This window comes from Nonomuraea sp. NPDC049028 (assembly GCF_043197735.1).
Taxonomy (GTDB): Bacteria; Actinomycetota; Actinomycetes; order Streptosporangiales; family Streptosporangiaceae; genus Nonomuraea.
The window spans coordinates 184995-208318 of sequence record NZ_JBICTR010000011.1 but is presented as its reverse complement, the minus strand read 5'-3'; the positions used below and the strand labels follow the sequence as shown (position 1 = coordinate 208318).

Below are 23324 nucleotides of genomic sequence, written 5' to 3'. Positions count from 1 at the left end.
ACCTTCCCGGACAAGGTTGTATGGTCAGTTAGTCGGCGTGTGCAAATAATGTCTACGCTGACTAACGTCGTCTGAGGAGTATTCTATGCCACTCGCCCTGTTCGCCCTCGCGATCAGCGCCTTCGGCATCGGCACCACCGAGTTCATCATCAACGGGCTGCTGCCGGAGTTGGCCGCGGACTTCGCCGTCACGATCCCCGCCGCCGGCCTGCTCGTGTCCGGCTACGCCCTGGGCGTGGCCATCGGCGGGCCGCCGCTGACCATGCTCGGCGGCCGGTTGTCCCGCAAGACCATGCTGCTGTCGCTGATGGTGCTGTTCATCGTGGGCAACCTGCTCTCCGCGCTCGCGCCTTCGTACGGTGTGCTCATGGTCGGCCGGTTCCTGTCGGCGTTCGCGCACGGTGCCTACTTCGGCGTCGGATCCGTGGTGGCCGCCGACCTGGTCGCTCCGCAGAAGCGGGCCAGCGCCATCGCGCTCATGTTCACCGGTTTGACCCTGGCGAACGTGCTCGGGGTGCCGCTCGGCACCTGGATCGGGCAGGCGTTCGGCTGGCGGGCGACGTTCTGGGTCGTGGTGGCCATCGGCGTCGCCGGGCTGATCGGCGTGCTCGCCCTGGTGCCCGCCCAGCCGCGGCCCGAAGGCGGTGGGATGCTGCGCGAGCTGGCGACCTTCCGCAAGGGTGGTGTATGGCTGGCGCTGGCGATGACCGTGTTCGGGTTCGCGCCGGTGTTCGCGGTGATCACCTTCATCTCGCCGATCATGACGAGTGTGGGCGGATTCTCTCCCGGCGCTGTGCCGGTCGTCATGGCCCTGTTCGGGGTGGGGCTCGTCGTCGGCAACCTGATCGGCGGCCGGCTGGCCGACCGCGCCGTCATGCCGAGCATCTACGGCTCGGTGGCCCTGCTCACGCTGCTGGGCGTGGTCCTCGCGCTGGTGGCGGGGAACCAGGTCGCGTTCATCGTGACGATCACCCTGTTCGGGGTGGCTGCCTTCGCAACCGTGCCGCCGCTGCAGACCCGGGTCCTGGACGCCGCCGCGGGCGCCCCGACGCTGGCCTCCGCGGCCAACATCGGGGCCTTCAACCTGGGTAACGCGATCGGGTCGTTCGCGGCGGGGCTGACCATCGACGCGGGCTTCGGCTACACGGCTCCGGCCTGGACCGCCGCGCTGCTCGGGCTGACCGGGCTGGCGGTGGCGGGACTCGCCGGCGTGCAGGCCCGCCGCCAACTCGCCCCGGCCACCTGATGACAACGCCACAGGGCCGCTGAGAGCGGGGGCTCAGCTGAACAGCTCGTCCACGCTCAGCGCGGTCACGGCCCTGACGGTCCAGCGGTCGAGGAGGCTCTGATCCGTGCATGTGCGGATGCGGGCCCGAGCCTCCTCGGGCACCGAGATGTCGCGTGCGTCCAGAAATCCCAGGATCAACTGAGCCGGCGTCCGTTCCGGCTCGCCCCTGTATTCGTGTGCTCCGGCCATCCACCCAATCGTACAGAGCGCTGCCGCACCATGACGGGGAGTTGCTAGAGCCGGCCGGACTCGTGGGCGAGCAGCCACTCCTTGACCGGTACGCCGTAGTAGTAGCCGCCATAGCCACCCGAGCCGGGCAGCACCCGGTGGCAGGGGACGAAGGGGGCGATGAGGTTCTGTGCGCAGGCCGACCCGGCCGCGCGGGCCGCCGTCCTGGGCATGCCGGCGCGTTCGGCCAGCTCGGCGTACGTCACCGTGGTGCCCGGCTTGACCTCGCGGAGCGCCTGGTGGAGGCGCTTGCGGGTGGCCGTGCCCGGCTGCTCGACCGGGATGGCGTCCAGGGCCAGGAGGTCGCCGTCCAGATAGTCGCGTACGGCCTGCGCGGCGGGGCCGAGATCGTCGACCACGTCCAGGCCCTCGGCCTGCAGCGCGGGCGACAGCCGGACGAACATGTCCGAGGGGTCGGCGGTGAAGCCGGCCGCGACCAGCACGCCATCACGGCACAGCAGGGACAGCGGGCCGATCGGGGTCGGCATGACTTGGGCGTCGATCATGAGGAGCTCCAGAGATGCAGGGCGGCGTAGGCCCGCCAGGGCCGCCACCGTTCGATGTGGTCGTCGGGAATGCCCAGGCAGGCCATGCGCTTCTTGAGCACCAGGTCGCCGATGGGCCAGGCGTCGGGGTCCCGCAGCGCGCGCAGCGCGACATAGCTGGCGGTCCAGGGGCCGATGCCGGGAACGTCGAGCAGCTCGGCCACGGCCTCGCCCGGATCCTGACCGCCGTCGAGGTCGATCCGGCCCTCGGAGACGGCGATGGCCAGCTCCTTGAGCGTCGCGACGCGGCGGTTGGTGAGCCCCAGCCCCGCGAGGTCCGCCTCGAGCAGCTCCGCGGCGGTGGGGAACAGGTGGGTCAGGCCGGGACGCTCGGTGAGCCGCCCGGCTCGCTCGACGATCCGGCCGAGCAGGGTGCGGGCGCCCGCGACGGAGATCTGCTGGCCCACGACGGCGCGTACGGCCAGCTCGAAGCCGTCGAACGTGCCCGGCACCCGCAGGCCGGGCCGGGACTCGATGAGCGGGCGCAGTGAGGTCTCGCCCAGCGCGGCCGCGATGGCGTCGGGGTCGGCGTCGAGGTCGAGCAGGCGGCGGCAGCGGGCCACGATGCGGGCCAGCTGCCGGGTGTCGTCCACGGCGACGTCGAGCGCGATGTGGCCGGGCTCGGGGATGAGCGTGATCGTCCCGCCTGGGACGGCCCGGCTGTAGGACGTCGGGCCGGCCACCTCCAGGCCGGGGATCGCGCGCGAGGTCAGGAAGGAGAGCACGCCCGCGATGTCGTACGGCTCCCGCCGGTGCAGGCGCAACCGGAGCGTCGCGGGTCCGGCCACCACCTCGACCGTCGGCGGCGCGGAAACGGAGGGGGCTGAAGGGCCACCCGCGGTCGCGCGGAGCTCGCTCGGTGTGAACCCGTATGTCTCCCGCATCGTGGCGTTGAACTGCCGCACACTCCCGAACCCGGCCGCGAACGCCACCTCGGTGACCGGCAGCCGCGTCTCGGTCAGCAGTTGCTTGGCCAGCAGCAGCCGCTTGGTCCTGGCCACCGCCAGCGGCCCCACGCCCAGCTCGGCCACGAACAGCCGGTGCAGGTGCCGCTCGGTGATGTGCAGCCGCGTGGCCAGCCCCGCCACGCCACGCTCGTCGGCGGCCCCGTCATCGATCAGCCGCAGCGCCCGCCCGATGAGGTCACCGCGCAGGTCCCACCCCGGATCGCCGGGGGAGAGCTCCGGGCGGCAGCGCTTGCACGGGCGGAAGCCCGCCGCCTCCGCCGACGCCGCGTGCCGGTAGAACCGCACGTTGCGCGAGGCCGGCGTGCGAGCCGGGCAGATCGGACGGCAGTAGATCCGCGTCGAGGTCACCGCCGTGTAGAAGCGCCCGTCGAATCGGGCGTCCCGGGCGGCTACCGCCCGGTAGCAGGAGTCGAAGTCGAGCTCAAGTGGTGACATGACACCGAGCGTATGCGTTCGCCCGGCCTGTCGACTGGCGGGAATCGGACCTGATCGTTAAATCGCTGGTCAGCAGGTCAAACCCGCCGACCAGCGGAAATCAGACGTCACTTGGACGAGACGCCCACACCTAGGTCGAACTCCCGGTAGACGCGCGCCCAGAACCCGTCGCGCAGCCACACCCGCGCCTCGGGGAACGGCCGCAACGAGTGGCCGAGCTCCTTCTCCGCCTCGATGAGCAGTTCGGTGTCGATGACCGTCGGCAGGATCGGCCCCGGCAGCAGGTCGCGGATGTTGTCGCGGCCACGGGTGAGGATCCACTTCTGTGCCACGTGCTCGCCCACGTCCTCGACGCGTGGCCGGCTGGGCCCGAGCTTGGCCACCTGGCCGGGCTTGACGTGCGGTTTGACGGGCGCGCGCCCGGCGAACACCTGCGCGGGCGACGGAGCGGTCACCGGCGGGGCGACCGGAACGGGTTGCGGAGCACGACTGAAAAAGGGCCTCAGGAATTCAGCAGTGATCACTTCCACGGTGTCCGACTCCCAAACCAGCCGTTCGGCCTGGTTGGTGCCGTACGGCGGCTCGACGCCCCACAAGTGGATGCGCACCCCGTACGCCTGCGCCGCCTCCACCGCGGGGACCATGTCCTCGTCTCCGGCGAGCAAGATCGTGTCAGTCACCGCATGATGCCGGGCCAGGGCCTCCAGATCGCTCCTGATCTGCGCGTCCACGCCCTTCTGCTGGCCACGGGCGTTCAGGTTGCCAAGCCGTACCTTGACCCAGGGCAACTGGGCGATGACCCGCTGATCGACGGTCGGCACACGGTCGCGAGCGGCGTCATACCAATAGATCCGCAGAAGTTCGCCAGATATACGTTCCAGCGCATGTTTCTGTAGACTCTGGATCAGCTCATCGGCGGCCACTCGATATTCTTTGCGCTCCTTGGCGCCCAGCAGCACTTCGCCTGCGGCAGCATAGAGATAACCGACGTCCACCAGGACGGCGTACTTCGCTGCCACAGCATGCGGCATGAGGTCTGGGATGGCCATGTGTCCTCCAGGCCGCGGTTAGTTGATCGGCTGACTATATACGCCTACTTTCTCTAGATAGTCCCAACTCCTCGAGAACTTGACACCCGATTCCCAGGATCTATCTAAGGCAGGGCGCTCATCCGCCAACCCGACTTCCCCGGTGCGGGTGCCTTACGCATCGCTCTCGCCGGGTTTCGCCATGTTTGACTTCGCGGCATGACCGCCGGCTCCGGCACGGCCTGCCGTGTCGCGAGAACGGTCACGAGGGCGGCGATCTCCTCCGGCGTGGCGTCCCCACGAACGATCCGCAGATAGGCGCTCATAGCGGGATGTTCCCATGCTTCTTCGGCGGCAGCGAGGCCCGCTTGTTCCGTAGCGCCCGCAGCGCCCTGACGACCTGAGCCCGCGTCTCGGCGGGTCGGATCACCGCGTCGACGTAGCCGCGCTCGGCCGCGATGTACGGGTTGGCCAGCGTGTCCTCATATTCGGTCACCAGCCTGGCCCGCTCGGCGTCGGCATCGTCGCCCGCCGCGGTGAGCTCGCGCCGGTAGAGGATGTTGACGGCGCCCTGCGCGCCCATGACCGCGATCTGCGCCGTGGGCCACGCCAGGTTGACGTCGGCGCCCAGGTGCTTGGACCCCATGACGTCGTACGCCCCACCGTACGCCTTGCGGGTGATGACCGTCACCAGTGGCACGGTCGCCTCGGCGTAGGCGTAGAGGAGCTTGGCCCCGCGGCGGATGATTCCGTTCCATTCCTGATCGGTCCCTGGGAGGAATCCCGGGACATCTACAAAAGTCAGGATCGGGATATTAAAAGCATCACATGTTCGAATAAAACGGGCTGCCTTCTCGGAGGCGTTGATATCCAGGCACCCGGCGAAATGCATGGGCTGGTTGGCCACCACGCCCACCGCCTGACCGTCGACCCGGCCGTACCCGACCACCAGGTTGGGCGCGAACAGCGCGTGGACCTCCAGGAACTCACCGTCGTCGAGCACGTGCTCGATCACCCGGTGCATGTCGTAGGGCTGGTTCGCCGAGTCGGGGATCAGCAGGTCGAGCTCGGGATCCGGCTCCAGGTCACCGGCGCCCTCGAAGACCGGCGCCTCGTCCAGGTTGTTGGAGGGCAGGTAGGACAGCAGCGCCTTGACGTAGTCGAGCGCGTCGCTCTCGTCGGTGGCCTGGTAGTGGGCCACGCCCGACTTGGTGTTGTGCGTGTGCGCGCCGCCGAGCTCCTCGAACGTGACCTCCTCGCCGGTCACGGTCTTGATCACGTCGGGCCCGGTGATGAACATCTGCGACGTCTGGTCGACCATCACCACGAAGTCGGTCAGCGCGGGGGAGTAGACGTGCCCGCCGGCCGCGGCGCCCATGATGAGCGAGATCTGCGGGATCACGCCCGAGGCGTGCACGTTGCGCTTGAAGATCTCGGCGTAGAGGCCGAGCGCGACCACGCCCTCCTGGATGCGGGCGCCGCCGCCCTCGTTGATGCCGATGATCGGGCAGCCGGTCTTCAGGGCCAGGTCGAGCACCTTGACGATCTTCTCGCCGTAGACCTCGCCGAGCGAGCCGCCGAACACGGTCACGTCCTGCGAGAACACACATACCTGGCGCCCGTCGATCGTGCCGTGACCGGTGATCACGCCGTCCCCGTACGGTCGCCTGCTCTCCAGCCCGAACATCGTGGACCGGTGCCTGGCGAACTCGTCGAACTCCACGAACGAGTCCTCGTCGAGCAGCGCCAGCACCCGCTCCCGCGCGGTCATCTTGCCCTTGGCGCGCTGCTTGGCCACGGCCGCCGCCGACCCGGCGTGGACCGCCTCGTCGAGCCGGCGCTCGAGGCCGGCGATTTTCCCGGCGGTGGTGTGAATGTCCGGCGGGTCCGGTACGGCCTCGGCAGCAGTCATGCGCGCAACATTAACCCGGCTCCTACAGTGGATCCATGACGGAGGCGGTTCACACGCACGGCCTGTTCAAGCGATACGGCCCGCAGATCGCGGTGGCCGGCATCGACCTCGTGGTCCCGGCGGGCAGCTTCGCCGGGCTCGTCGGCCCGAACGGCGCCGGCAAGACGACTTCCCTGAGCATGATCACCGGGCTGCTCCGCCCCGACGGCGGCCAGGCCGAGATCGACGGCTTCGACGTGTGGCGCGATCCCGTCGAGGTCAAGGCCCGCATCGGCGTGCTGCCCGAGGGGCTGCGGCTGTTCGAACGCCTGTCGGGCCGCGAGTTACTCCTCTACAACGGCAGGCTGCGCGGCATCGCCAAGGCCGACGTCGAGCAGCGCGCCGAGGAACTGCTGCGGGTGATGGACCTGGCCGACGCCGCCGACAAGCTCGTCGTCGACTACTCCACCGGCATGCGCAAGAAGATCGGCCTGGCGGCGGCGCTCCTGCACAACCCCTCCGTGCTCTTCCTCGACGAGCCGTTCGAGGGCGTCGATCCGGTCAGCGCCAACACGCTCACTGAAGTGCTCCGGCGCTTCACCGCCTCGGGCTCGACCGTCATCTTCTCCAGTCACGTGATGGACCTCGTCGAGCGGCTCTGCGACTGGGTGTCGGTGATGAGCGCCGGGCACATCGTGGCCCAGGGCCCGCTGGAGAAGGTACGCGCCGGACGCAGCCTCAACCAGGCGTTCCTGGAGCTCGTCGGCGGTCCGCGCGACAACGGCGACTCGGGTCTGACCTGGCTCGGCCGGGGCAAGCAGGAGCCGGCGTGAGTACCGTCGCGCTCTTCGCCCAGCTCAAGCTCCGGCTGCTGGCCGGCAACCTCCGCGGCGACATACAACGCAAGCTCGGCTTCATCTTCACCCTCATCATGTCCGTGTTCGTGAGCGTCATCGGCTTCCTGCTCATGAGCCTGCTCCGGCTGGCGCCGCACGACGTCGCGGCGTCGATCGTCGTCGTGGTGTTCTCGGTCATGCTCATCGGCTGGATGGTCGTGCCGCTGCTGGCGTTCGGCCTGGACGACACGCTCGACCCGGCGCGGCTGTCGCTGTTCCCGCTGCCCACCCACCGGCTCGCGGTCGGCATGTTCACCGCCTCCGCCACCGGCGTCTGGCCGCTGGCCACCCTGATCATCACGGCGGGCGCCCTGGCCGGGCTCGCCACCGGCGTCGGCGGCGTGCTGCTCGGGATCGTCGCGGTGCTCCTGCAGTTCGCGCTCTGCCTGGTCGCCTCCCGGCTGGTCACCACGGCGCTGTCCAGCGCCCTGCGCACCAGGCGCGGCCGGGACCTGCTGGCCGTGGCCGCGATCTTCGTCGTGCTGCTCGCGCAACTGCCGAACCTGCTGCTCAACAGCAACATCGGCGACCCGGCGGGGATGCTGCGCCAAGTCGCGGCCCTGCTCAGGTGGACGCCCTCGGGCATGGCCGCGCACGCGATGGCCGACGGCGGCCTGACCGGCCTGGCCGAGCTCGTCGTCGTGGCCCTCGTGGTCGTGGTGGTCGGCTGGCTGTGGATCAAGGCGCTGAGCCGGGCCCTGGTCACACCCGACTCCTCCACGCGCGCGGCCTCCGTACGCAGGGGGAGCGGCCTGGTCGACCGGTTCGTGCCGAGCGGGCCGCTGGCCGCCGTGGTCACCAAGGAGCTCAAGTACATCATGCGCGAGCCCCGCTACCGGGTCGGCTGGTTCTCCTCCGTCCTGGTGGCCATCGTGCTGGGCTTCTCGGTCACCCGCTCCGGAGACGCCGGGGCGTCAACGCCGATTCTGCTCACCGCGTCGGCCGGGATGATGATCGCCCTGCAGTCGGCCAACTCGTTCGGCATCGACGGCCGCTCGCTCTGGATGAACGCCGTGACCATCGGCTCCGAACGCGGCCTCAGCACCGATCTGGCCGGCCGCCACCTGGCCGGCGCGCTGGTCGCGACGCCGCTGCTCACGCTGATCGCCGTCGCCGCCGGGCTGTTCGCCGGCCACCCGGAGGGGATCGTCCCGGCGGTGCTCATCGGCCTGGGCGCGCTCGGGACCGGATTCGGCGTCGGCTCCGTGACCAGCGTCGTCATCCCCTACACCATGCCCGAGCGGATGAACGCCTTCAGCGGGGCCGCGCCCGGTCAGGGCGGGCAGGCGTTCGTCTCCGGTGTGGGCGCGCTGCTGGGCATCTCCCTCCTGTCGGTGCCGTTCGTGGTGCCGCTGCTCTTCGGACTGCTCTGGGTGTCGGTGCTCGCGCCGTTCTACGGGTTGCTGGCCGAGGTGCTGGGCCGGCGGCTCGGCGCGAAGATCGGCTTCCCCCGCCTCCCCGAGCTGCTCGCCGCGGTGTCCCGGCCCACCTGAGCATTGGTCTAGTCCAATACGTGAGACCGCCTTACGGACATTCCACGCTTGTGGATACCTTTGAAGCATGATTGACCAGGGGATTGAGCGTCGCAGTGCCGCGGTCACCGAGATGCCCGATGAGCTGCGCAAGGACGTGCGATTGCTCGGCAAGCTGCTCGGGCAGGTGATCGCCGAGCAGGGCGGCGAGGATCTGCTGGCCGACGTCGAACGCCTGCGCAAGGCCGTGATCGCCGCCCGCAGGGGCGAGGTCACCGGTGACGAGATCACGGCCATGGTCGCGCAGTGGGAGATCGACCGGGCCGTACAGATCGCCCGCGCGTTCACCTGTTACTTCCATCTGGCCAACTTGGCCGAGGAGCACTACCGCATCCGCATCCTGCGCGAACGTGACACCGAGGACCGGGTGGAGCGGGAGTCGCTGGCGCAGGCCGTACACGAGCTGGGCCACGAACGCGTCGCCGAGCTGGTCGAGGGGCTGGAGCTGCACCCGGTCCTGACCGCGCACCCGACGGAGGCGCGCCGGCGCGCGGTCGTCACCGCGATCCAGCGGGTCAGCGGCCAGCTGAGCGAGTACAACGCCGCCGGGCGCGGCGCCTCCGAGCGCGCCGAGAGCCGCCGGCGGCTGCTGGAGGAGATCGACCTGCTGTGGCGTACGGCCCAGCTGCGCTCCACCAAGCTCGACCCGCTCGACGAGGTACGCACCGCCATGGCCGCCTTCGACGAGACGCTGTTCCGCATGGTGCCGCAGGTCTACCGCTCGCTCGACGCGGCGCTCGGCGAGGGCACCGGCACCCGCCCGCCGCTGGCCAGGCCCTTCATCCGCTACGGCAGCTGGATCGGCGGCGACCGCGACGGCAACCCCAACGTGACCGCCAAGGTCACCCGCGAGACCGTCCAGATCCAGTCCGACCACGTGCTGACCGCCCTCGAGACGGCCTGCACGCGCATCGCCCGCACACTCACCGCGGCCGAGCAGTTCGCGCCCCCGTCGCCGGAGCTCAGGGCGGCCCTGGCCGCGGCCGTCGACGCCCATCCCGAGGTGGTCTCGGAGATGGCCACCCGCTCGCCGAGCGAGCCGCACCGGCAGTGGCTGATGTTCGTGGCCGCCCGCATCGCCGCCACCCTCCGCCGCGACCTCGACCTCGCCTACCGCGCCCCGGCCGAACTGCTCGCCGACCTGCGCCTGGCCCAGGACTCGCTCTCCGGCCACGCCGCGCGTCAGGCGTACGGGGAACTGCAGCAGCTCATCTGGCAGGTCGAGACGTTCGGCTTCCATCTGGCCGAGCTGGAGGTACGCCAGCACTCCCAGGTGCACGCGGCCGCGCTGGAGGAGATCAGGGCGGGCGGCGAGCTGTCGGAGCGCACCGAGGAGGTGCTGGCCACGATCCGGGTGATCGCCTGGATCCAGGAGCGGTTCGGCGTCACGGCCTGCTCCCGCTATGTCGTCTCCTTCACCCGCTCCGCCGACGACATCGCCGCCGTATACGAGCTGGCCGAGCACGCGCTAGGCAAGCGCGCGCCCGTGCTCGACGTGGTGCCGCTGTTCGAGTCGGGCCAGGACCTGGCCAACTCCCCGGACGTGCTGTCCGGCATGCTGGAGCTGCCGCCGATGCGCGAGCGGCTGGCCGCCAACGGCAGGCGCATGGAGATCATGCTCGGCTACTCCGACTCGGCCAAGGAGCTCGGCCCGGCCGCCGCGACGCTGCGCCTGTACGAGGCGCAGGAGCAGCTGACCGCCTGGGCGCTGAAGCACGATGTGAAGCTGCGCATGTTCCACGGCCGCGGCGGCGCGCTCGGCCGTGGCGGCGGCCCCGCCAACCGCGCGGTGCTCGCCCAGGCGCCCGGCTCGGTCGCCGGCCGCTTCAAGGTCACCGAGCAGGGCGAGGTCATCTTCGCCCGCTACGGCCACATCGCCATCGCCCGCCGCCACCTGGAGCAGGTCACGAACGCGGTGCTGATGGCCTCCTCGCCCTCGGTCGGCTCCCGCACCGCCGCCGCGGCCGACCGCTTCCGCTCGCTCGCCGAGCAGGTGGCCACGGCCTCGGAGCAGGCCTACCGCTCGCTCACCGAAGCCCCCGGCTTCCCGGAGTGGTTCGCCCTGGTCAGCCCGCTGGAGGAGATCGGCTCCCTGCGCCTCGGCTCCCGCCCCGCCCGCCGCGGCCTCGGCGCCCCCCGCTCGCTCGACGACCTGCGCGCCATCCCCTGGGTCTTCGCCTGGGCCCAGACCCGGGTCAACCTGCCCGGCTGGTACGGCCTGGGCACCGGCCTGGCCGCGGTCGCCTCACTCGACGAGCTGAAGGCGGCCTACGCCGAGTGGCCGCTGTTCAACGCGCTGCTCGACAACGCGGAGATGTCGCTGGCCAAGACCGACAGATCGATCGCCGAACGCTACCTGGCACTCGGCGGCCGCGGGGACTTCGCCCGCCAGGTCATGGAGGAGTATGACCGGACCCGCAGCCTGGTGCTGCAGGTCACCGGCCACACCCGGTTGCTGGAGAACCGCAAAGTCCTGTCCCGCGCCGTCCAGCTCCGCGACCCGTACGTGGACGCGCTGTCCCACCTGCAGCTACGCGCGCTGACGGCCATGCGCACCGGCACCCTGTCGGACCACGAACGCGAACGCCTGTCGACCCTGCTCCTGCTGTCGGTCAACGGGGTGGCGGCGGGCCTGCAGAACACCGGCTGACGTCAGCCAAGGCCGTCGAAGAAGGCTTTGATGTCGGTGGTGATGGCTTCTGTGGCGGTGTGGGCCGTGTAGTGGCCGTGGGCCGGGGCTTCGAGGGTCTTCCAGGAGACGATGCCGGTGTGGTCGCGCTCGGCGAAGGCGCGGATGGATTTGAAGTCGCCCTCCGCCATGGCCAGCGCCGTCGGCACGGTCGTGGGCTCCTTCGGCGTCTCCATGCGGGCGTTCTCCCAGTACAGGCGCAGGCCCGAGCCGGCGGTGCCGGTGAACCAGTGGATCGCCGCGTTGGTCAGCACGAAGTCGTCGTCCAGGTCCTCGTCGAAGAGCTGGGCGAGCCAGCCGAGCAGCCCGGCGGGTGAGTCGGTGATGGCGTGGGCGAGCGTCTGCGGCTGCTGTGACTGCAGGACGTTGAAGGCGCCCTTCTCCTTCCAGAACCAGTCGAGTACGGCCAGCCCGGCCTGGTCCTCCTCGCTCAGGTTCGCGAACTCGGCCGGGTCGCCGGAGGGGAAGGAGAACAGCTGCGTCACATGGACGCCGACGACGTGCTCGGGGGCGAGCCGGCCGAGTTCGGGGGAGATCATCGAGCCCGCGTCGTTGCCCACCGCGCCATAACGGTCGTAGCCCAGGCGGGACATCAGCTCGGCCCAGGCCCGGGCGATGCGCTGGTTGTTCCAGCCCAGCTCGGTGGTCGGGCCGGAGAAGCCGTAGCCGGGGAGCGAGGGCACGACGAGGTGGAAGTGCCGCGACAGAGGTTCGATGGCGTCGAGGTATTCGACGATCGAGCCCGGCCAGCCGTGGGTCAGGATCAGGGGGAGGGCGTCGGGGTTGGCAGAGCGGACGTGGATGAAGTGGATGTTCTGCCCGTCGATCTCCGTGGTGAACTGCGGGTAGGCGTTGAGCCTGGCCTCCTGGGCCCGCCAGTCGAAGCCGTCGAGCCAGCGGCCGACCAGGCGGCGGACCCGCGCCACGCCCACACCCTGGTCGGCGTCCGCGATCTCGTCGGTGAAGCGGGTCATGGCGAGGCGGGTCCGCAGGTCGTCGAGGTCGGCCTGGGGGATCTCGACGCGGAAGGGGTGAACGCTCATCTCAGGCTCCTTGTCGGAACGAGTTGTTCTGTTCCAACAGTAGCAGAACGGAACGCTTCATTCCACTAATACGCGCTCCTGGCCCGCGTACACGTTGCACCGCTGCCCGCGCAGGAACCCGACGAGCGTCATGCCGAACTCCCTGGCCAGGTCAACGGCCAGTGACGAGGGGGCCGACACCGCGCACACCGCTGGCACGCCCGCGGCCAGCGCCTTCTGCATGATCTCGTAGCTGGCCCGGCCGCTTACCATCAGCACATGCTCGGTCAGGGGGAGCCGCTGGCCGAGTGCTGCCCAGCCGACCAGTTTGTCCACCGCGTTGTGCCGGCCCACGTCCTCCCTGAGCGCCACCAGCGTTCCGTCGGGGCGGAACAGCCCGGCCGCGTGCAGGCCGCCCGTCTTGCCGAAGACGCCCTGGCCCGCCCGCAGCGCGTCCGGCAGGCCGTACAGGATCTCGGGGGTGAGGGCGAGGGTGCCGCGGGGGAGCGGCGCGCAGCGGTCGTGCAGGTCGTCGAGGCTGGCCGAGCCGCACACGCCGCAGGCGCTGGAGGTGAGGAAGTGGCGGTCCAGCGACGGCAGGTCGGGGATCGGGCCGTGCAGGCGTACGGTGACCGTGTTGTAGCGGGCCTCCGGCGGGAGGTCCTCGTCGGTGCAGTACGCGATGGCCGCGATGCCGCCGGGCTTGACCAGGCCCTCGCCGTGCAGGAACCCGGCGGCCAGCTCGAAGTCGTGGCCGGGGGTGCGCATGGTGATGGCGACGGTCTTGCGTGTCCCGTCCAGCGCGGTGAGGCGGATCTCCAGCGGCTCCTCGGTGGCGAGGTCGTCGCGCCGGTCGCGGACCGTGGAGCCGGACAGCTCGCGGACGCGGATGCGAGTGGTGGGACCCACGCGGGTCAGCCGGTCGGTCATAGCCGCCGCACGGTGACGAGCGCGTTGTAGTCGGGGATCCTGGCCTGGGGCGAGCGCCTGGTCTCGTCGAGGAGTACGTTGCCCTCCGGCCAGTGGATCTGCAGGTTGCCCGGCATCAGGGGCGCGCGGAGGACTTTGCCCCCGTACGTACGCTCGCCCGAACGCAGCTCGACCGGAGTGCCGTCGGGCAGGCCGAGGCGGTCGGCGTCATAGGGGCTCATCAGCACGGCCTCGCGCATCGCGCCGTTGAAGCCGTCGAGGCGCTCGTGGACCATGCTGTTGAACTGCTTGCCGCGCCGCGTGGCCACCATGAACGTGCCGTCGGGGCGCTCCAGCGCGGGCGGCTCGACGGCGGAGAACACGCCGCGCCCGTCAGGGGTGTTGAAGCGGCCGTCGGCGAACAGGTGGCGCCCGCCGTACTGGACGTTGTCCCCGAAAGCCTTGAGGTCGGAAATGCCCTGGTAGAACGGCACCGTCTGCTCGATCTCCGCACGTATCTGCGGCGTCCCGGTGAAACGGACTTTTGCCGAAATTTCGGGGTTCGTGTGGGCGGCCAGTTCGCCGAAGATCTTCCACTCCGGCCACGCCTCGCCGATCCGGGGACCCTCGATCTCGGGCGAGAAGATGATCCGGCGCTCGGTGGACGTCTCGGTCACCCCGCCGGTCATCTCGTAGCGGGTCTGGGCGGGCAGCAGTAGCACGTCGCCCTCGGACGGCACGAGCATCTGCGAGGACAGCACGATGTCGATGTGCACCCGGAGCTTGAGCCGGGACAGCGCCTCCCGGCAGTAGCCGGGATCGGGCAGTACCTCCAGGAAGTTGCCGCCCGAGGAGATGAGCGCGTCGAGGTCGCCCGAGTGGGCCGCGTCGATCATGTCGGTCGCCGTCAGACCCGGCGCCGTCGGCACCTCAAATCCCCAAATATCGGTAAATCTTGCGGCGTTTTCTGGGGTGATCGGCAGGCCGCCCGGCAGGCCGGTGGCGTACGCGCCCATCTCGGCCCCGCCCTGCACCCCACTGTGCCCGCGGATCGGCATCAGCCCGCAGTTGTCGCGCCCCAGGAACCCGCGCGCCAGGGCCAGGTTCACGATCGACCGGACGTTGTCCTCGCCGAAGGCGTGCTGCGTGATGCCCATCGACCAGACCAGCACCGCCGACTTCGCCTCGCCGAGCAGCCGGGCCAGCCGGAGCATCTCGTCGCGGCTCGCCCCGGACAGCGCCTCCAGGGCCTCCCACGACTGCTCCGCCAGCGCCTGGCGTACCTCCTCGAAGCCGGAGGTCCGCTGGTCGACGAACGCCTTGTCCACCCAGTCGTTCTCGATCAGGTGCTTGAGCACGCCGTTGAGGAAGCCGATGTCGCCGCCCACGTTCACACCGAAGAACTCGTCAGTGATCTTCGTCCCGAACACCGCCGACTCGGCGTTCGACGGCACCCAGTAGCGGTCCATGCCGGGCTCGCGATAGGCGTTGACCATGGCCACACGGGTGCCGGCCTTCTTGGCGTGATAGAGGTACTTCATCGCCACAGGCTGGTTGTTGGACGGGTTCGACCCGATGAAGACGATCAGGTCGGAGCCGATCCAGTCGGTGTAGGAGCAGGTGGTGGCCGCCGCGCCGATCGTCTGCTTGAGCGCGACGGTCGAGGGGGAGTGGCAGATGCGCGCCGCGTTGTCCACGCTGTTGGTGCCCAGCGCGCGGACCGCCTTCTGCGCTACGTAGTAGTTCTCGTTCGGCATGCCGCGGCTGGTCAGGTAGGCGCCGAAGCGCGCGTCCCGCAGCCCGCCGGCGGCCACCCCCAACGCCTCGTCCCACGAGATCCGCCGGAAGCCCGGCTCTCCCGCCCGCCGGAGCATGGGGTACGGAAGCCGCCCCAGCTCCCGCAGCTCCGCGCTCTTCTTACCGGCCAGCCCGGAGACGTCGCCCAGCAGCGAGACGTCGAGCGCCGGCATCGTGTTCAGTGGCAGCAGCCGCAGCCGGATGTTGCACAGGTGGATCTCGTCCATGGTCCAGTCGCGCATGCCCCGCGTGCCCAGCGCGCACCCGTCGCACGTGCCCTGCTGGAGAATCCGCCAGGCGTAACGCCTGTTGCCCTTGACCGATCGAAACGCCTTCAGCAGTTCCAGATAGTTGTTCGGCTTGCGCAGCCCGAGGCCGAACGGCCGCCACGAGGCCCAGTTGCGCGGATCCAGACGTCTGCTCATCTCCCCATCTTCACCCGCGTGGGGCGCCAGAGGACAGTCGAGCTTGGGCGAAGATGGAGGAATGCCGGACTCGCGCTACTCCGACCTCGACCGCCCGCCCCTGTCCGAGGTGGCGCTCAACCGCGCCCTCGTACGCCCCGGCGGCCTGTGGACCGGCGTGAGCGTCGTCGAGAGCACCGGCTCGACCAACGCCGATCTCGCCGAGGCCGCGAGACAGGGCGCCGAGGAGGGCCGGATCCTGGTCGCCGAGTCGCAGGTGGCCGGCCGGGGCAGGCTGGGCCGCACCTGGATCGCGCCGCCGCGCTCAGGCCTGACCGTGTCCGTCCTGCTCCGCCCGCGGGTGCCCATCGCCGCGCAGGGGTGGCTGGCGCTGCTGTACGGCGTGGCGGCGGCCTCGGCCGTGCGCCGGCTGGCCGAGGTGGACGTACGGCTCAAGTGGCCGAACGACCTGCTGATCGGCGAGCGCAAGCTGGCCGGGATCCTGGCCGAGCGGGCAGAGGACGCCGTGGTCATCGGAATGGGCCTGAACGTCTCGCTCAAGCCCGAGGAGCTCCCCGTGGAGACGGCCACCTCGCTGGCCATCGAGCAGGCCGCGTGCGTGGACCGGGATCCGCTGCTCAGGGCCGTGCTCAGGGAGGTCGAGCGGCACTACCGCGACTGGTCCGAGGCGGGCGGCGACGCCGACGCGTGCGGCCTGCGCGCCGCCTACCAGGCGTCGAGCGCCACCATCGGGCGGCAGGTACGGATCGAGCTGCCCGGCGACCAGGTGCTGACCGGCCAGGCGACCGGCATCGACCAGGCCGGACACCTCCAGGTGACCGCCAACGGCCAGCGGCACACATTGAGCGCGGGCGACGTCGTCCACGTTCGCGCGTCCTCGTAGCCCCGAGGGCGCGGAGGTGGCACCATTTGCCCATGACCCTCCCCGACCACCACTTGACGCAGGGTGAGCGACGCATCAGGTCGTTCCACCCGCACTGGAAGCGGCTCGTGGTGCCTTTCATCGCGCTCGTGCTGATCGTCGCCGCCTCGGGCGTGGCGCTCTTCCTCATTCCCGGCAGCTTCGAGTACGCCAACTACGCCAGGATCGCCGTCGGCGTCGTCGCCGTGCTGCTGCTGACGGTCTGGTCGTTCGTGCCGTACCTGCAGTGGAAGAACACCGGCTACGTGCTCACCACCCACCGCTTCACGATCAGCACGGGCGTGCTCAACAAGTCGACGGACGAGATCCCGATGGCCAAGGTCAACACGGTCAGCTCCGACCAGACCTTCTTCGAGCGCATCCTCGGCTGCGGCACGCTCACCGTCGAGTCGGCGGGTGACCGGGGGCAGATCGCCCTGCGCGACATCCCCCACATCCAGGACGTCAGGACCGACCTGTTCCGCCTCCTGGAGGACGCCTCCGACGGAGATATCGACGGCCATTGAACAGGCCCACCGCTGAGGAGATCGACCGGCTGCTGGTCGGCATGCCCGCCCGTCACACCAAGGCGGAGGTGTCGGCCGAGGCCGGCGTGTCGCCGGCGCTGGCCGAGCGCATCTGGCGGGCGCTGGGCTTCGCCTCGCTCGCCGACGACGCGGTGGCCTTCTCCGACGGTGACGTAGACGCGCTGCGGCGGGTGAGCAGGATGCTCGGCAACGGCCTGCTCGACGAGCCGACCGTCATCCGGATGGCCCGCGCGCTCGGCCAGACCACGGCCAGGCTGGCCCAGTGGCAGGCCGAGATCATGATCGGCGCGATGCTGCCGCCCGGCGAGCGGCCGTCCGACGACGACCTCGGCCGGGTGCTCGACACGGCCCGGCTACTGCTGCCCGACTTCGAGCAGGTGCTGATCCACGTCTGGCGGGCCCAACTGGCCGCCGCGGGCACCCGGCTGCTGTCCGTCGCCGACCTCGACGAGGAGAACATCCCCGCCCGCGTGTCGATCGCCGTGGGCTTCGCCGACCTCGTCTCCTTCACCCGGCGCGCCCGCGAACTCGACGAGCGGGAGCTGGCCGCGCTGGTCGAGGGGTTCGAGGCGCGGGCCTCCGACGTGGTGGCCGCGCACGGCGGCCGGCTGGTCAAGACGCTCGGCGACGAGGTCCTGTTCACCGCCCACACCCCGGCCGACGCGGCGGCGATCGCGCTCGACCTGGTGGAGCCGGGCGACCTGCGCATCGGCCTGGCCTACGGGCCGGTCCTGCCCATGATGGGCGACGTCTTCGGCACGACGGTAAATCTTGCCGCCCGGCTCACCGCCATCGCCCGGCCGGGCACCATCGTCGTGGACGCCGAACTGGCCGAGGGTCTCGACGGCGACACGGGCTTCGAGCTCCGCAGGATCCGGCGCCGGCCGGCGCGGGGGATCGGGATGGTGCAGCCCTACGCCTTGCGGAGATCATCCCCTTGACACAAGATGGCTGCCATGCCGTATGAAGTGCAGGGAGTCATCGCCCGAGGTAAGGGCCAGGAAGTATCGGTCGAGACGGTGCTCGTGCCCGACCCCGGACCAGGGGAGGCGGTGGTGACCGTCAAGGCCTGTGGGGTGTGCCATACCGACCTGCACTACCGGGAGGGCGGCATCAACGACGACTTCCCGTTCCTGCTCGGGCACGAGGCCGCGGGCGTGGTCGAGGCGGTGGGCGAGGGCGTCACCGGGGTCGCGCCCGGCGACTTCGTGATCCTCAACTGGCGGGCCGTGTGCGGCCAGTGCCGGGCCTGCCTGCGCGGGCGCCCGTGGTACTGCTTCAACACCCACAACGCCACCCAGAAGATGACGCTGGCCGACGGCACCGAGCTCTCGCCCGCGCTGGGCATCGGCGCGTTCCTGGGCAAGACGCTGGTCGCCGCGGGGCAATGCACCAAGGTCTCCGCCGACGCGCCCGCCGAGGTGGCCGGGCTGCTCGGCTGCGGGGTCATGGCCGGGCTCGGGGCCGCGCTCAACACGGGCAACGTCTCCAGGGGTGACACGGTCGCCGTCATCGGCTGCGGCGGCGTGGGCGACGCCGCGGTCCTGGGCGCGTCGCTGGCCGGCGCCGCGAAGATCATCGCGGTCGACGTGGACGACAACAAGCTCGAATGGGCCCGCGGCTTCGGCGCCACCGACACGATCAACTCGCGGGCGAACGACCCGGTTGAGGCGATCCGCGACCTCACCGGCGGCTTCGGCGCCGACGTGGTCATCGAGGCCGTCGGCCGGCCCGAGACGTACAAGCAGGCGTTCTACGCCCGCGACCTGGCCGGCACCGTCGTGCTCGTCGGCGTGCCGACGCCCGAGATGGCGCTGGAGCTGCCGCTGCTGGATGTGTTCGGGCGCGGCGGCTCGCTCAAGTCCTCGTGGTACGGCGACTGCCTGCCCTCGCGCGACTTCCCCATGCTGATCGACCTGTTCCTGCAGGGGCGGCTCCCGCTCGACAAGTTCGTGACGGAGACCATCGCGCTGGACGAGGTCGAGGAGGCCTTCGCCAAGATGCACCGCGGCGAGGTGCTGCGCTCGGTGGTGGTCCTCTAGATGATCGACAGGGTCATCACCTCGGGAACGTTCTCGCTCGACGGCGGCACGTGGGACGTCGACAACAACGTCTGGCTGGTCGGCGACGCCCGCGAGGTGGTCGTCATCGACGCGGCGCACGACGCGCGCGCCATCGCCGACCGCGTCGGCGAGCGGACGGTCAAGGCCGTCGTCTGCACGCACGCGCACAACGACCACATCAACGCCGCGAAGGAGCTCGCCGAGCTGACCGGGGCGCCGATCCGGCTGCACCCCGCCGACCAGGTCCTCTGGGACCAGGTGTACGGCCAGGAGGTGCCGTACGAGCCCCTGGCCGACGGCGAGAAGGTCGAGGTCGGCGGGATCGCGCTGGAGGTGCTCCACACTCCCGGCCACGCGCCGGGGGCGGTCTGCCTGTACGCCCCCGACCTCGGCGTCCTGTTCAGCGGCGACACGCTGTTCAAGGGCGGGCCCGGCGCGACCGGCCGGTCCTACTCGTCGTTCGACACGATCGTCGACTCGATCGCCCGGCGGCTGCTGGGGCTGCCCGGCGAGACGGTCGTGCACACCGGCCACGGCGACTCGACGTCGATCGGGGCCGAGGCGCCGCACTTGGAGGGGTGGATCGCCCGGGGTCACTGATCTGTGTCGTACCTAACATAGGCAAGCCTTACCGAAGTGGGTTACCTTAGGTGTGCCTAACCTTTGGTGTCCCCTTCGACGTGAGAGGCTTTTCCCCGCATGTACGTGTGTGTCTGTCGTGCCGTGACCGAGAACGAGGTGCACGACTGCATTGCCGCGGGCGCGAGGAGTGCCAAGCAGATCCGCGACACCACGGGCGCCGGGGGCGACTGCGCGACTTGTGTCAGGAAGATATGTGCGATCCTGAAGCGGTCTGAGGAACTCACAACCGCATAGCACGAGGAGCCCGTTCATGCAGGGCGACATCCAGATCATCGAGCTGCTCAACGAGCAGCTCACCGCGGAGCTGACCGCGATCAACCAGTACTTCCTGCACGCCAAAATGCAGGAGAACTGGGGCTACACCAAACTCGCCGAGCACACCCGAGCCGAATCCATCGATGAGATGCGCCACGCCGAGCGCCTCACCGATCGCATCCTTTTCCTTGAGGGCCTGCCCAACTACCAGCGCCTAGGCACCCTGCACATCGGCCAGACGGTCGAGGAGCAGCTGCGGGCCGACCTGGAGGTGGAGCTGTCGGTCGTGTCCCGGCTACGGCCGGGCATCCAGCTCATGCGGGAGAAGGGCGACGCGACCTCCGCGCGGATCTTCGAGGACATCCTCGCGGACGAGGAGCTCCACATCGACTACCTGGAGACCGAGCTGTCCCTGATCAGGGCGCTGGGCGAGCAGCTCTACCTCGCCCGCTACGCCGAGCCGCCCTCCTCGGATGAGTGAATCTCCATCGAGCCCGTCCCACGCGCCCGCCGGTACTCCCGGCGGGCGCGCGCGTTTTCGCGACACGCCGGGCGCTACAGAAGGTTTTGCGATTCTGCAAGATCGGGAATCGCCTTTGTCTCCGACGAGTGCGGTAATTTAAGCGGGACTAACTGACATTTATCTGTGTTTGCCCAGGTCAATGGATAGGTCAACGACGAGTCAAACCGCGCGCTGTGACCGGGAAACGATCGCCTAAGGTCCTACGATCGCTTTATGACCTGCGTACTTCTCGCCGAGGATGACACCTCGATTTCCGAGCCGCTCGCGCGTGCGCTGCGCCGAGAGGGCTATCAGGTTGAGGTGAGCCCCGACGGCCCGCAGGCCCTGGAAAGGGCCCTGTCGGGTGGGATCGACCTCATCGTTCTCGACCTCGGCCTGCCAGAAATGGACGGGCTGGAGGTCGCGCGCCGGATCCGCGCCGAAGGGCACGGCACCCCGGTCCTGATACTCACCGCCCGCGTCGACGAGGTCGACACCGTCGTCGGCCTCGACGCCGGCGCCGACGACTACGTCACCAAGCCGTTCCGGCTCGCCGAGCTGCTCGCCAGAGTGCGTGCGCTGCTGCGCCGGGGCACCTCGGAGACGCCGGTGGTGCAGGGCGTCCGCATCGACGCCGACTCCCGCCGAGCCTGGATGGGAGAGAAGGAGCTGCATCTTACGACCAAGGAATTCGACCTGCTGCGCGTGCTCGTCCGCGACGCCGGCAAGGTCGTCACCCGTGAGCAGATCATGCGGGAGGTGTGGGACACCAACTGGTGGGGGTCCACCAAGACCCTGGACATGCACATTTCCTGGCTGCGCCGCAAGCTGGGCGACGACGCGGCCAAGCCTCGCTACATCACCACCGTCCGAGGAGTCGGCTTCCGCTTCGAACGCGAGTAGGAGATGCGCCGACGCCTGCTCACATCCACCCTGCTCGTCGCGGTCATCGCGGTCCTGCTGCTGGGGGTCCCCCTGGGCATCGTGGTCAGCCGTCTGATCGTCGACGAGGCGGCCCAGGAGCTCAGGGCGGAGGCGACGCGCCTGGTGGGGGAGGTCGAGTACGCCCGCATCCAGGACACACCTCTCGATCCTCAGCAACTCAAACAGAAGTACCCCGACCGCTACATCCAGATCTACGAGCGCGCCACCCAGCCCAAGGCGACCATCGTCGGCACCCCACCGCCGCCCGGCCACGAGATGACCGCGGACGCCCAGTCCGAGAACGGGATCTATGTCCGGGTGAGCCGCGACCGGGACCAGGTGGAGCAGGATGTTCGAGCACGCCTGCTCCTGATCGTGGCCCTGGCCGTCGCGGCTCTGGCGGTGGCGGTGGGCCTCGCCATCGTGCAGTCACGCCGTTTGACGCTGCCCTTGCAGGACCTGGCGAAGATCGCCGACCGGCTCGGGTCCGGGGACGCCCGGCCCAGCAAACATCGCTACGGCATACCCGAGCTCGACCGGGTGGCTCAGGTGCTCGACCGCAGCGCCACCCGCATCTCCGACCTGCTCACCAGAGAACGCGAGTTCGCCACCGACGCCTCCCACCAGCTCCGCACCCCATTGACCGGCCTCACCATGCGCCTGGAGGAGATCGTCGCCGCCAGCGAGGAGCCGGAGGTGGTCCGTGAGGAGGGGGAGGCGGCCATCGTGCAGGCCGAGCGGCTCACCGCCGTGATCGACGAACTGCTGGCCGCCGCCCGCCGCCAGCGGCACGCCCAGGCCAAGCCCGTCGGCATCGACGAGGTCCTGGTCCAGCAGGTCACCGAGTGGGAGCCGGTCTTCCGCGGCGAGGGCCGCTCGCTGCTGCTCGAAGGCTCACGCGGGCTCAGGGCGCTGGCCACCACCGGCGGGTTCGGCCAGGTCATCGCCTCACTGCTGGAGAACTCCCTGCGCCACGGCGGCGGCACCGTCACCGTCACCACGACCAGTGGCGACAACTACGTGGTGACCGAGGTCTCCGACGAGGGCCCCGGCATCGCCGACGACATCGCCCCCAAGGTCTTCGAACGCAACGTCAGCGGTGCCGGGGGCACCGGCCTGGGGCTGACCCTGGCCCGCGCGCTGGCCGCCGCCGACGGGGGTCGTCTGGAGCTCGTACGGCGCCGTCCGGCGACGTTCGCCATCTTCCTGCGCCACGCAGAGGAGAACGACAGGACCCGCGTGGTCAGCGGTCCTGCTTGACCCCGGGCAGCTCCGTGGGGATGGGCTCGGTGGCCTCCAGGAACACCCACTTCTTGTACGACCAGTAGCGGAACAGCGTGCCGAGGCCGACGCCGACGAAGTTGGCGATGTTGAGGCTGAGCAGGTCGTGCAGGTGCAGGGTGTACTTGGTGAACCCGATGGTCAGCAACCCGAACAGCAGGGCGATGCCGTTGAGCAGGAAGAACAGGAAGTATTCGCGGCCCAGGCCGCTCTGCTCGCGATGCCGGAAGGTCCAGAAGCGGTTGCCCAGGTAGGCGAACGTCGCCGAGATGACCGTGGCCGCCACCTTGGAGGTCAGCGGGCCCATGCCGAGCGCCAGGAACACGTTGTACAGGCCGGTGTCGACCACGAACGCGATGGCACCGATGGTCCCGAACTTCGTCAGCTCATGCAGGAGAGACGAGAACCGCTGGTAGAGCCCCTTGGCGAAGTTCACGTCTGCTACTCGGCCCTTCCCGGTCGTGGCGCAAATCAGGTCATGACCACTTCAGCGTACCGGCCGTCAGGCTGGTGGTGGGCCACGGCGGATGACATCCCACCCCTATCAACACGCTT

23 protein-coding genes are annotated in these 23324 nt (G+C 69.8%); 13 read left to right on the top strand and 10 right to left on the bottom strand.

Translation table 11 applies throughout. The features are described from left to right. Window positions 1–85: 85 nt before the first annotated feature. Window positions 86–1246 (top strand): MFS transporter, encoded by a 1161-nt coding sequence (locus ACGFJ2_RS39975; protein WP_357948805.1) that lies wholly within the window; start codon window positions 86–88, stop codon window positions 1244–1246. 33 nt (window positions 1247–1279) lie between these two features. On the opposite strand, the gene ACGFJ2_RS39970 is transcribed toward ACGFJ2_RS39975, so the two are convergent. From ACGFJ2_RS39970 to ACGFJ2_RS39945, 6 genes are all read right to left on the bottom strand, one after another. After that, window positions 1280–1477: a hypothetical protein gene (locus ACGFJ2_RS39970; protein WP_357948808.1), complete on the bottom strand. Its 198-nt coding sequence runs from the start codon at window positions 1475–1477 to the stop codon at window positions 1280–1282. Between the two features lie 44 nt (window positions 1478–1521). Continuing rightward, a complete protein-coding gene (locus tag ACGFJ2_RS39965; protein WP_357948810.1) occupies window positions 1522–2022 on the bottom strand; it encodes a methylated-DNA--[protein]-cysteine S-methyltransferase in 501 nt (166 codons plus the stop codon). After that, a complete protein-coding gene (locus tag ACGFJ2_RS39960; protein WP_393477468.1) occupies window positions 2019–3464 on the bottom strand; it encodes an Ada metal-binding domain-containing protein in 1446 nt (481 codons plus the stop codon). Before ACGFJ2_RS39960 ends, ACGFJ2_RS39965 begins: the two co-directional genes overlap by 4 nt. A gap of 107 nt (window positions 3465–3571) precedes the next feature. Further along, window positions 3572–4513 (bottom strand): NYN domain-containing protein, encoded by a 942-nt coding sequence (locus ACGFJ2_RS39955; RefSeq protein ID WP_225293467.1) that lies wholly within the window; start codon window positions 4511–4513, stop codon window positions 3572–3574. A 104-nt stretch (window positions 4514–4617) separates the two neighbouring features. Beyond that, window positions 4618–4818, bottom strand: coding sequence for an acyl-CoA carboxylase subunit epsilon (locus ACGFJ2_RS39950; RefSeq protein WP_357948815.1), 201 nt, complete (start codon window positions 4816–4818; stop codon window positions 4618–4620). Beyond that, window positions 4815–6404: an acyl-CoA carboxylase subunit beta gene (locus ACGFJ2_RS39945; RefSeq protein ID WP_393477464.1), complete on the bottom strand. Its 1590-nt coding sequence runs from the start codon at window positions 6402–6404 to the stop codon at window positions 4815–4817. Before ACGFJ2_RS39945 ends, ACGFJ2_RS39950 begins: the two co-directional genes overlap by 4 nt. A gap of 35 nt (window positions 6405–6439) precedes the next feature. Here ACGFJ2_RS39945 and ACGFJ2_RS39940 point away from each other — a divergent pair, with 35 nt between their 5' ends. The 3 genes from ACGFJ2_RS39940 (at window position 6440) to ACGFJ2_RS39930 (ending at window position 11461) form a co-directional block, all read left to right on the top strand. Then, window positions 6440–7216 carry an ABC transporter ATP-binding protein gene (locus tag ACGFJ2_RS39940; protein ID WP_357948821.1) on the top strand — a complete coding sequence of 259 codons (777 nt, stop codon included), beginning with the start codon at window positions 6440–6442 and terminating at the stop codon, window positions 7214–7216. Beyond that, window positions 7213–8772, top strand: a complete 1560-nt coding sequence (locus tag ACGFJ2_RS39935; RefSeq protein ID WP_393477461.1) for a hypothetical protein — start codon at window positions 7213–7215, stop codon at window positions 8770–8772. The genes ACGFJ2_RS39940 and ACGFJ2_RS39935 overlap by 4 nt, the downstream gene beginning before the upstream one ends. Window positions 8773–8839: 67 nt before the next feature. Continuing rightward, a complete protein-coding gene (locus ACGFJ2_RS39930) occupies window positions 8840–11461 on the top strand; it encodes a phosphoenolpyruvate carboxylase (RefSeq protein WP_393477458.1) in 2622 nt (873 codons plus the stop codon). 2 nt (window positions 11462–11463) lie between these two features. On the opposite strand, the gene ACGFJ2_RS39925 is transcribed toward ACGFJ2_RS39930, so the two are convergent. From ACGFJ2_RS39925 to ACGFJ2_RS39915, 3 genes are read right to left on the bottom strand one after another with little or no spacing between them, the layout of a single operon-like run. Beyond that, entirely contained in the window at window positions 11464–12543 is a 1080-nt protein-coding gene (locus ACGFJ2_RS39925; RefSeq protein ID WP_393477455.1) for an epoxide hydrolase family protein, read from the bottom strand. Between the two features lie 57 nt (window positions 12544–12600). After that, a complete protein-coding gene (gene fdhD, locus ACGFJ2_RS39920; protein WP_393477452.1) occupies window positions 12601–13452 on the bottom strand; it encodes a formate dehydrogenase accessory sulfurtransferase FdhD in 852 nt (283 codons plus the stop codon). After that, window positions 13449–15653: an FdhF/YdeP family oxidoreductase gene (locus tag ACGFJ2_RS39915; protein ID WP_393477449.1), complete on the bottom strand. Its 2205-nt coding sequence runs from the start codon at window positions 15651–15653 to the stop codon at window positions 13449–13451. The genes fdhD and ACGFJ2_RS39915 overlap by 4 nt, the downstream gene beginning before the upstream one ends. 61 nt (window positions 15654–15714) lie before the next feature. On the opposite strand from ACGFJ2_RS39915, the gene ACGFJ2_RS39910 reads away from it, so the two are divergent. From ACGFJ2_RS39910 to ACGFJ2_RS39870, 9 genes are all read left to right on the top strand, one after another. Further along, window positions 15715–16536, top strand: coding sequence for a biotin--[acetyl-CoA-carboxylase] ligase (locus tag ACGFJ2_RS39910; RefSeq protein ID WP_357948835.1), 822 nt, complete (start codon window positions 15715–15717; stop codon window positions 16534–16536). A gap of 32 nt (window positions 16537–16568) precedes the next feature. Then, entirely contained in the window at window positions 16569–17081 is a 513-nt protein-coding gene (locus ACGFJ2_RS39905) for a PH domain-containing protein (protein ID WP_358431741.1), read from the top strand. A 41-nt stretch (window positions 17082–17122) separates the two neighbouring features. Next, window positions 17123–18043 (top strand): adenylate/guanylate cyclase domain-containing protein, encoded by a 921-nt coding sequence (locus tag ACGFJ2_RS39900; protein WP_357949485.1) that lies wholly within the window; start codon window positions 17123–17125, stop codon window positions 18041–18043. Window positions 18044–18058: 15 nt separating this feature from the next. Then, window positions 18059–19144, top strand: coding sequence for an S-(hydroxymethyl)mycothiol dehydrogenase (locus ACGFJ2_RS39895; RefSeq protein WP_393477444.1), 1086 nt, complete (start codon window positions 18059–18061; stop codon window positions 19142–19144). Continuing rightward, complete coding sequence (locus tag ACGFJ2_RS39890; RefSeq protein ID WP_393477441.1) at window positions 19145–19765, top strand: MBL fold metallo-hydrolase; 621 nt, start codon at window positions 19145–19147, stop codon at window positions 19763–19765. Between the two features lie 99 nt (window positions 19766–19864). Then, window positions 19865–20041, top strand: coding sequence for a bacterioferritin-associated ferredoxin (locus tag ACGFJ2_RS39885; RefSeq protein WP_214633455.1), 177 nt, complete (start codon window positions 19865–19867; stop codon window positions 20039–20041). A 16-nt stretch (window positions 20042–20057) separates the two neighbouring features. After that, window positions 20058–20543, top strand: a complete 486-nt coding sequence (bfr, locus tag ACGFJ2_RS39880; RefSeq protein ID WP_357948845.1) for a bacterioferritin — start codon at window positions 20058–20060, stop codon at window positions 20541–20543. Between the two features lie 255 nt (window positions 20544–20798). Continuing rightward, the gene (locus ACGFJ2_RS39875) at window positions 20799–21467 is read left to right on the top strand and encodes a response regulator transcription factor (RefSeq protein WP_043620820.1); all 669 of its coding nucleotides are present in this window, start codon (window positions 20799–20801) and stop codon (window positions 21465–21467) included. 3 nt (window positions 21468–21470) lie between these two features. Continuing rightward, complete coding sequence (locus ACGFJ2_RS39870) at window positions 21471–22748, top strand: ATP-binding protein (protein WP_357948848.1); 1278 nt, start codon at window positions 21471–21473, stop codon at window positions 22746–22748. Here ACGFJ2_RS39870 and ACGFJ2_RS39865 read toward each other — a convergent pair. Beyond that, window positions 22732–23205 (bottom strand): GtrA family protein, encoded by a 474-nt coding sequence (locus ACGFJ2_RS39865; RefSeq protein WP_357948851.1) that lies wholly within the window; start codon window positions 23203–23205, stop codon window positions 22732–22734. The two genes, ACGFJ2_RS39870 and ACGFJ2_RS39865, sit on opposite strands and share 17 nt — an antisense overlap. Between the last annotated feature and the right edge of the window lie 119 nt (window positions 23206–23324).

Excerpts from the sequence above, each read along its gene's own strand:
- ACGFJ2_RS39975 (WP_357948805.1), top strand. The coding sequence starts at position 86 with ATGCCACTCGCCCTGTTCGCCCTCGCGATCAGCGCCTTCGGCATCGGC.
- ACGFJ2_RS39970 (WP_357948808.1), bottom strand. The coding sequence starts at position 1,477 with ATGGCCGGAGCACACGAATACAGGGGCGAGCCGGAACGGACGCCGGCT.
- ACGFJ2_RS39965 (WP_357948810.1), bottom strand. The coding sequence starts at position 2,022 with ATGATCGACGCCCAAGTCATGCCGACCCCGATCGGCCCGCTGTCCCTG.
- ACGFJ2_RS39960 (WP_393477468.1), bottom strand. The coding sequence starts at position 3,464 with ATGTCACCACTTGAGCTCGACTTCGACTCCTGCTACCGGGCGGTAGCC.
- ACGFJ2_RS39955 (WP_225293467.1), bottom strand. The coding sequence starts at position 4,513 with ATGGCCATCCCAGACCTCATGCCGCATGCTGTGGCAGCGAAGTACGCC.
- ACGFJ2_RS39950 (WP_357948815.1), bottom strand. The coding sequence starts at position 4,818 with ATGAGCGCCTATCTGCGGATCGTTCGTGGGGACGCCACGCCGGAGGAG.
- ACGFJ2_RS39945 (WP_393477464.1), bottom strand. The coding sequence starts at position 6,404 with ATGACTGCTGCCGAGGCCGTACCGGACCCGCCGGACATTCACACCACC.
- ACGFJ2_RS39940 (WP_357948821.1), top strand. The coding sequence starts at position 6,440 with ATGACGGAGGCGGTTCACACGCACGGCCTGTTCAAGCGATACGGCCCG.
- ACGFJ2_RS39930 (WP_393477458.1), top strand. The coding sequence starts at position 8,840 with ATGATTGACCAGGGGATTGAGCGTCGCAGTGCCGCGGTCACCGAGATG.
- ACGFJ2_RS39925 (WP_393477455.1), bottom strand. The coding sequence starts at position 12,543 with ATGAGCGTTCACCCCTTCCGCGTCGAGATCCCCCAGGCCGACCTCGAC.
- fdhD (WP_393477452.1), bottom strand. The coding sequence starts at position 13,452 with ATGACCGACCGGCTGACCCGCGTGGGTCCCACCACTCGCATCCGCGTC.
- ACGFJ2_RS39915 (WP_393477449.1), bottom strand. The coding sequence starts at position 15,653 with ATGAGCAGACGTCTGGATCCGCGCAACTGGGCCTCGTGGCGGCCGTTC.
- ACGFJ2_RS39910 (WP_357948835.1), top strand. The coding sequence starts at position 15,715 with ATGCCGGACTCGCGCTACTCCGACCTCGACCGCCCGCCCCTGTCCGAG.
- ACGFJ2_RS39905 (WP_358431741.1), top strand. The coding sequence starts at position 16,569 with ATGACCCTCCCCGACCACCACTTGACGCAGGGTGAGCGACGCATCAGG.
- ACGFJ2_RS39900 (WP_357949485.1), top strand. The coding sequence starts at position 17,123 with ATGCCCGCCCGTCACACCAAGGCGGAGGTGTCGGCCGAGGCCGGCGTG.
- ACGFJ2_RS39895 (WP_393477444.1), top strand. The coding sequence starts at position 18,059 with ATGCCGTATGAAGTGCAGGGAGTCATCGCCCGAGGTAAGGGCCAGGAA.
- ACGFJ2_RS39890 (WP_393477441.1), top strand. The coding sequence starts at position 19,145 with ATGATCGACAGGGTCATCACCTCGGGAACGTTCTCGCTCGACGGCGGC.
- ACGFJ2_RS39885 (WP_214633455.1), top strand. The coding sequence starts at position 19,865 with ATGTACGTGTGTGTCTGTCGTGCCGTGACCGAGAACGAGGTGCACGAC.
- bfr (WP_357948845.1), top strand. The coding sequence starts at position 20,058 with ATGCAGGGCGACATCCAGATCATCGAGCTGCTCAACGAGCAGCTCACC.
- ACGFJ2_RS39875 (WP_043620820.1), top strand. The coding sequence starts at position 20,799 with ATGACCTGCGTACTTCTCGCCGAGGATGACACCTCGATTTCCGAGCCG.
- ACGFJ2_RS39870 (WP_357948848.1), top strand. The coding sequence starts at position 21,471 with ATGCGCCGACGCCTGCTCACATCCACCCTGCTCGTCGCGGTCATCGCG.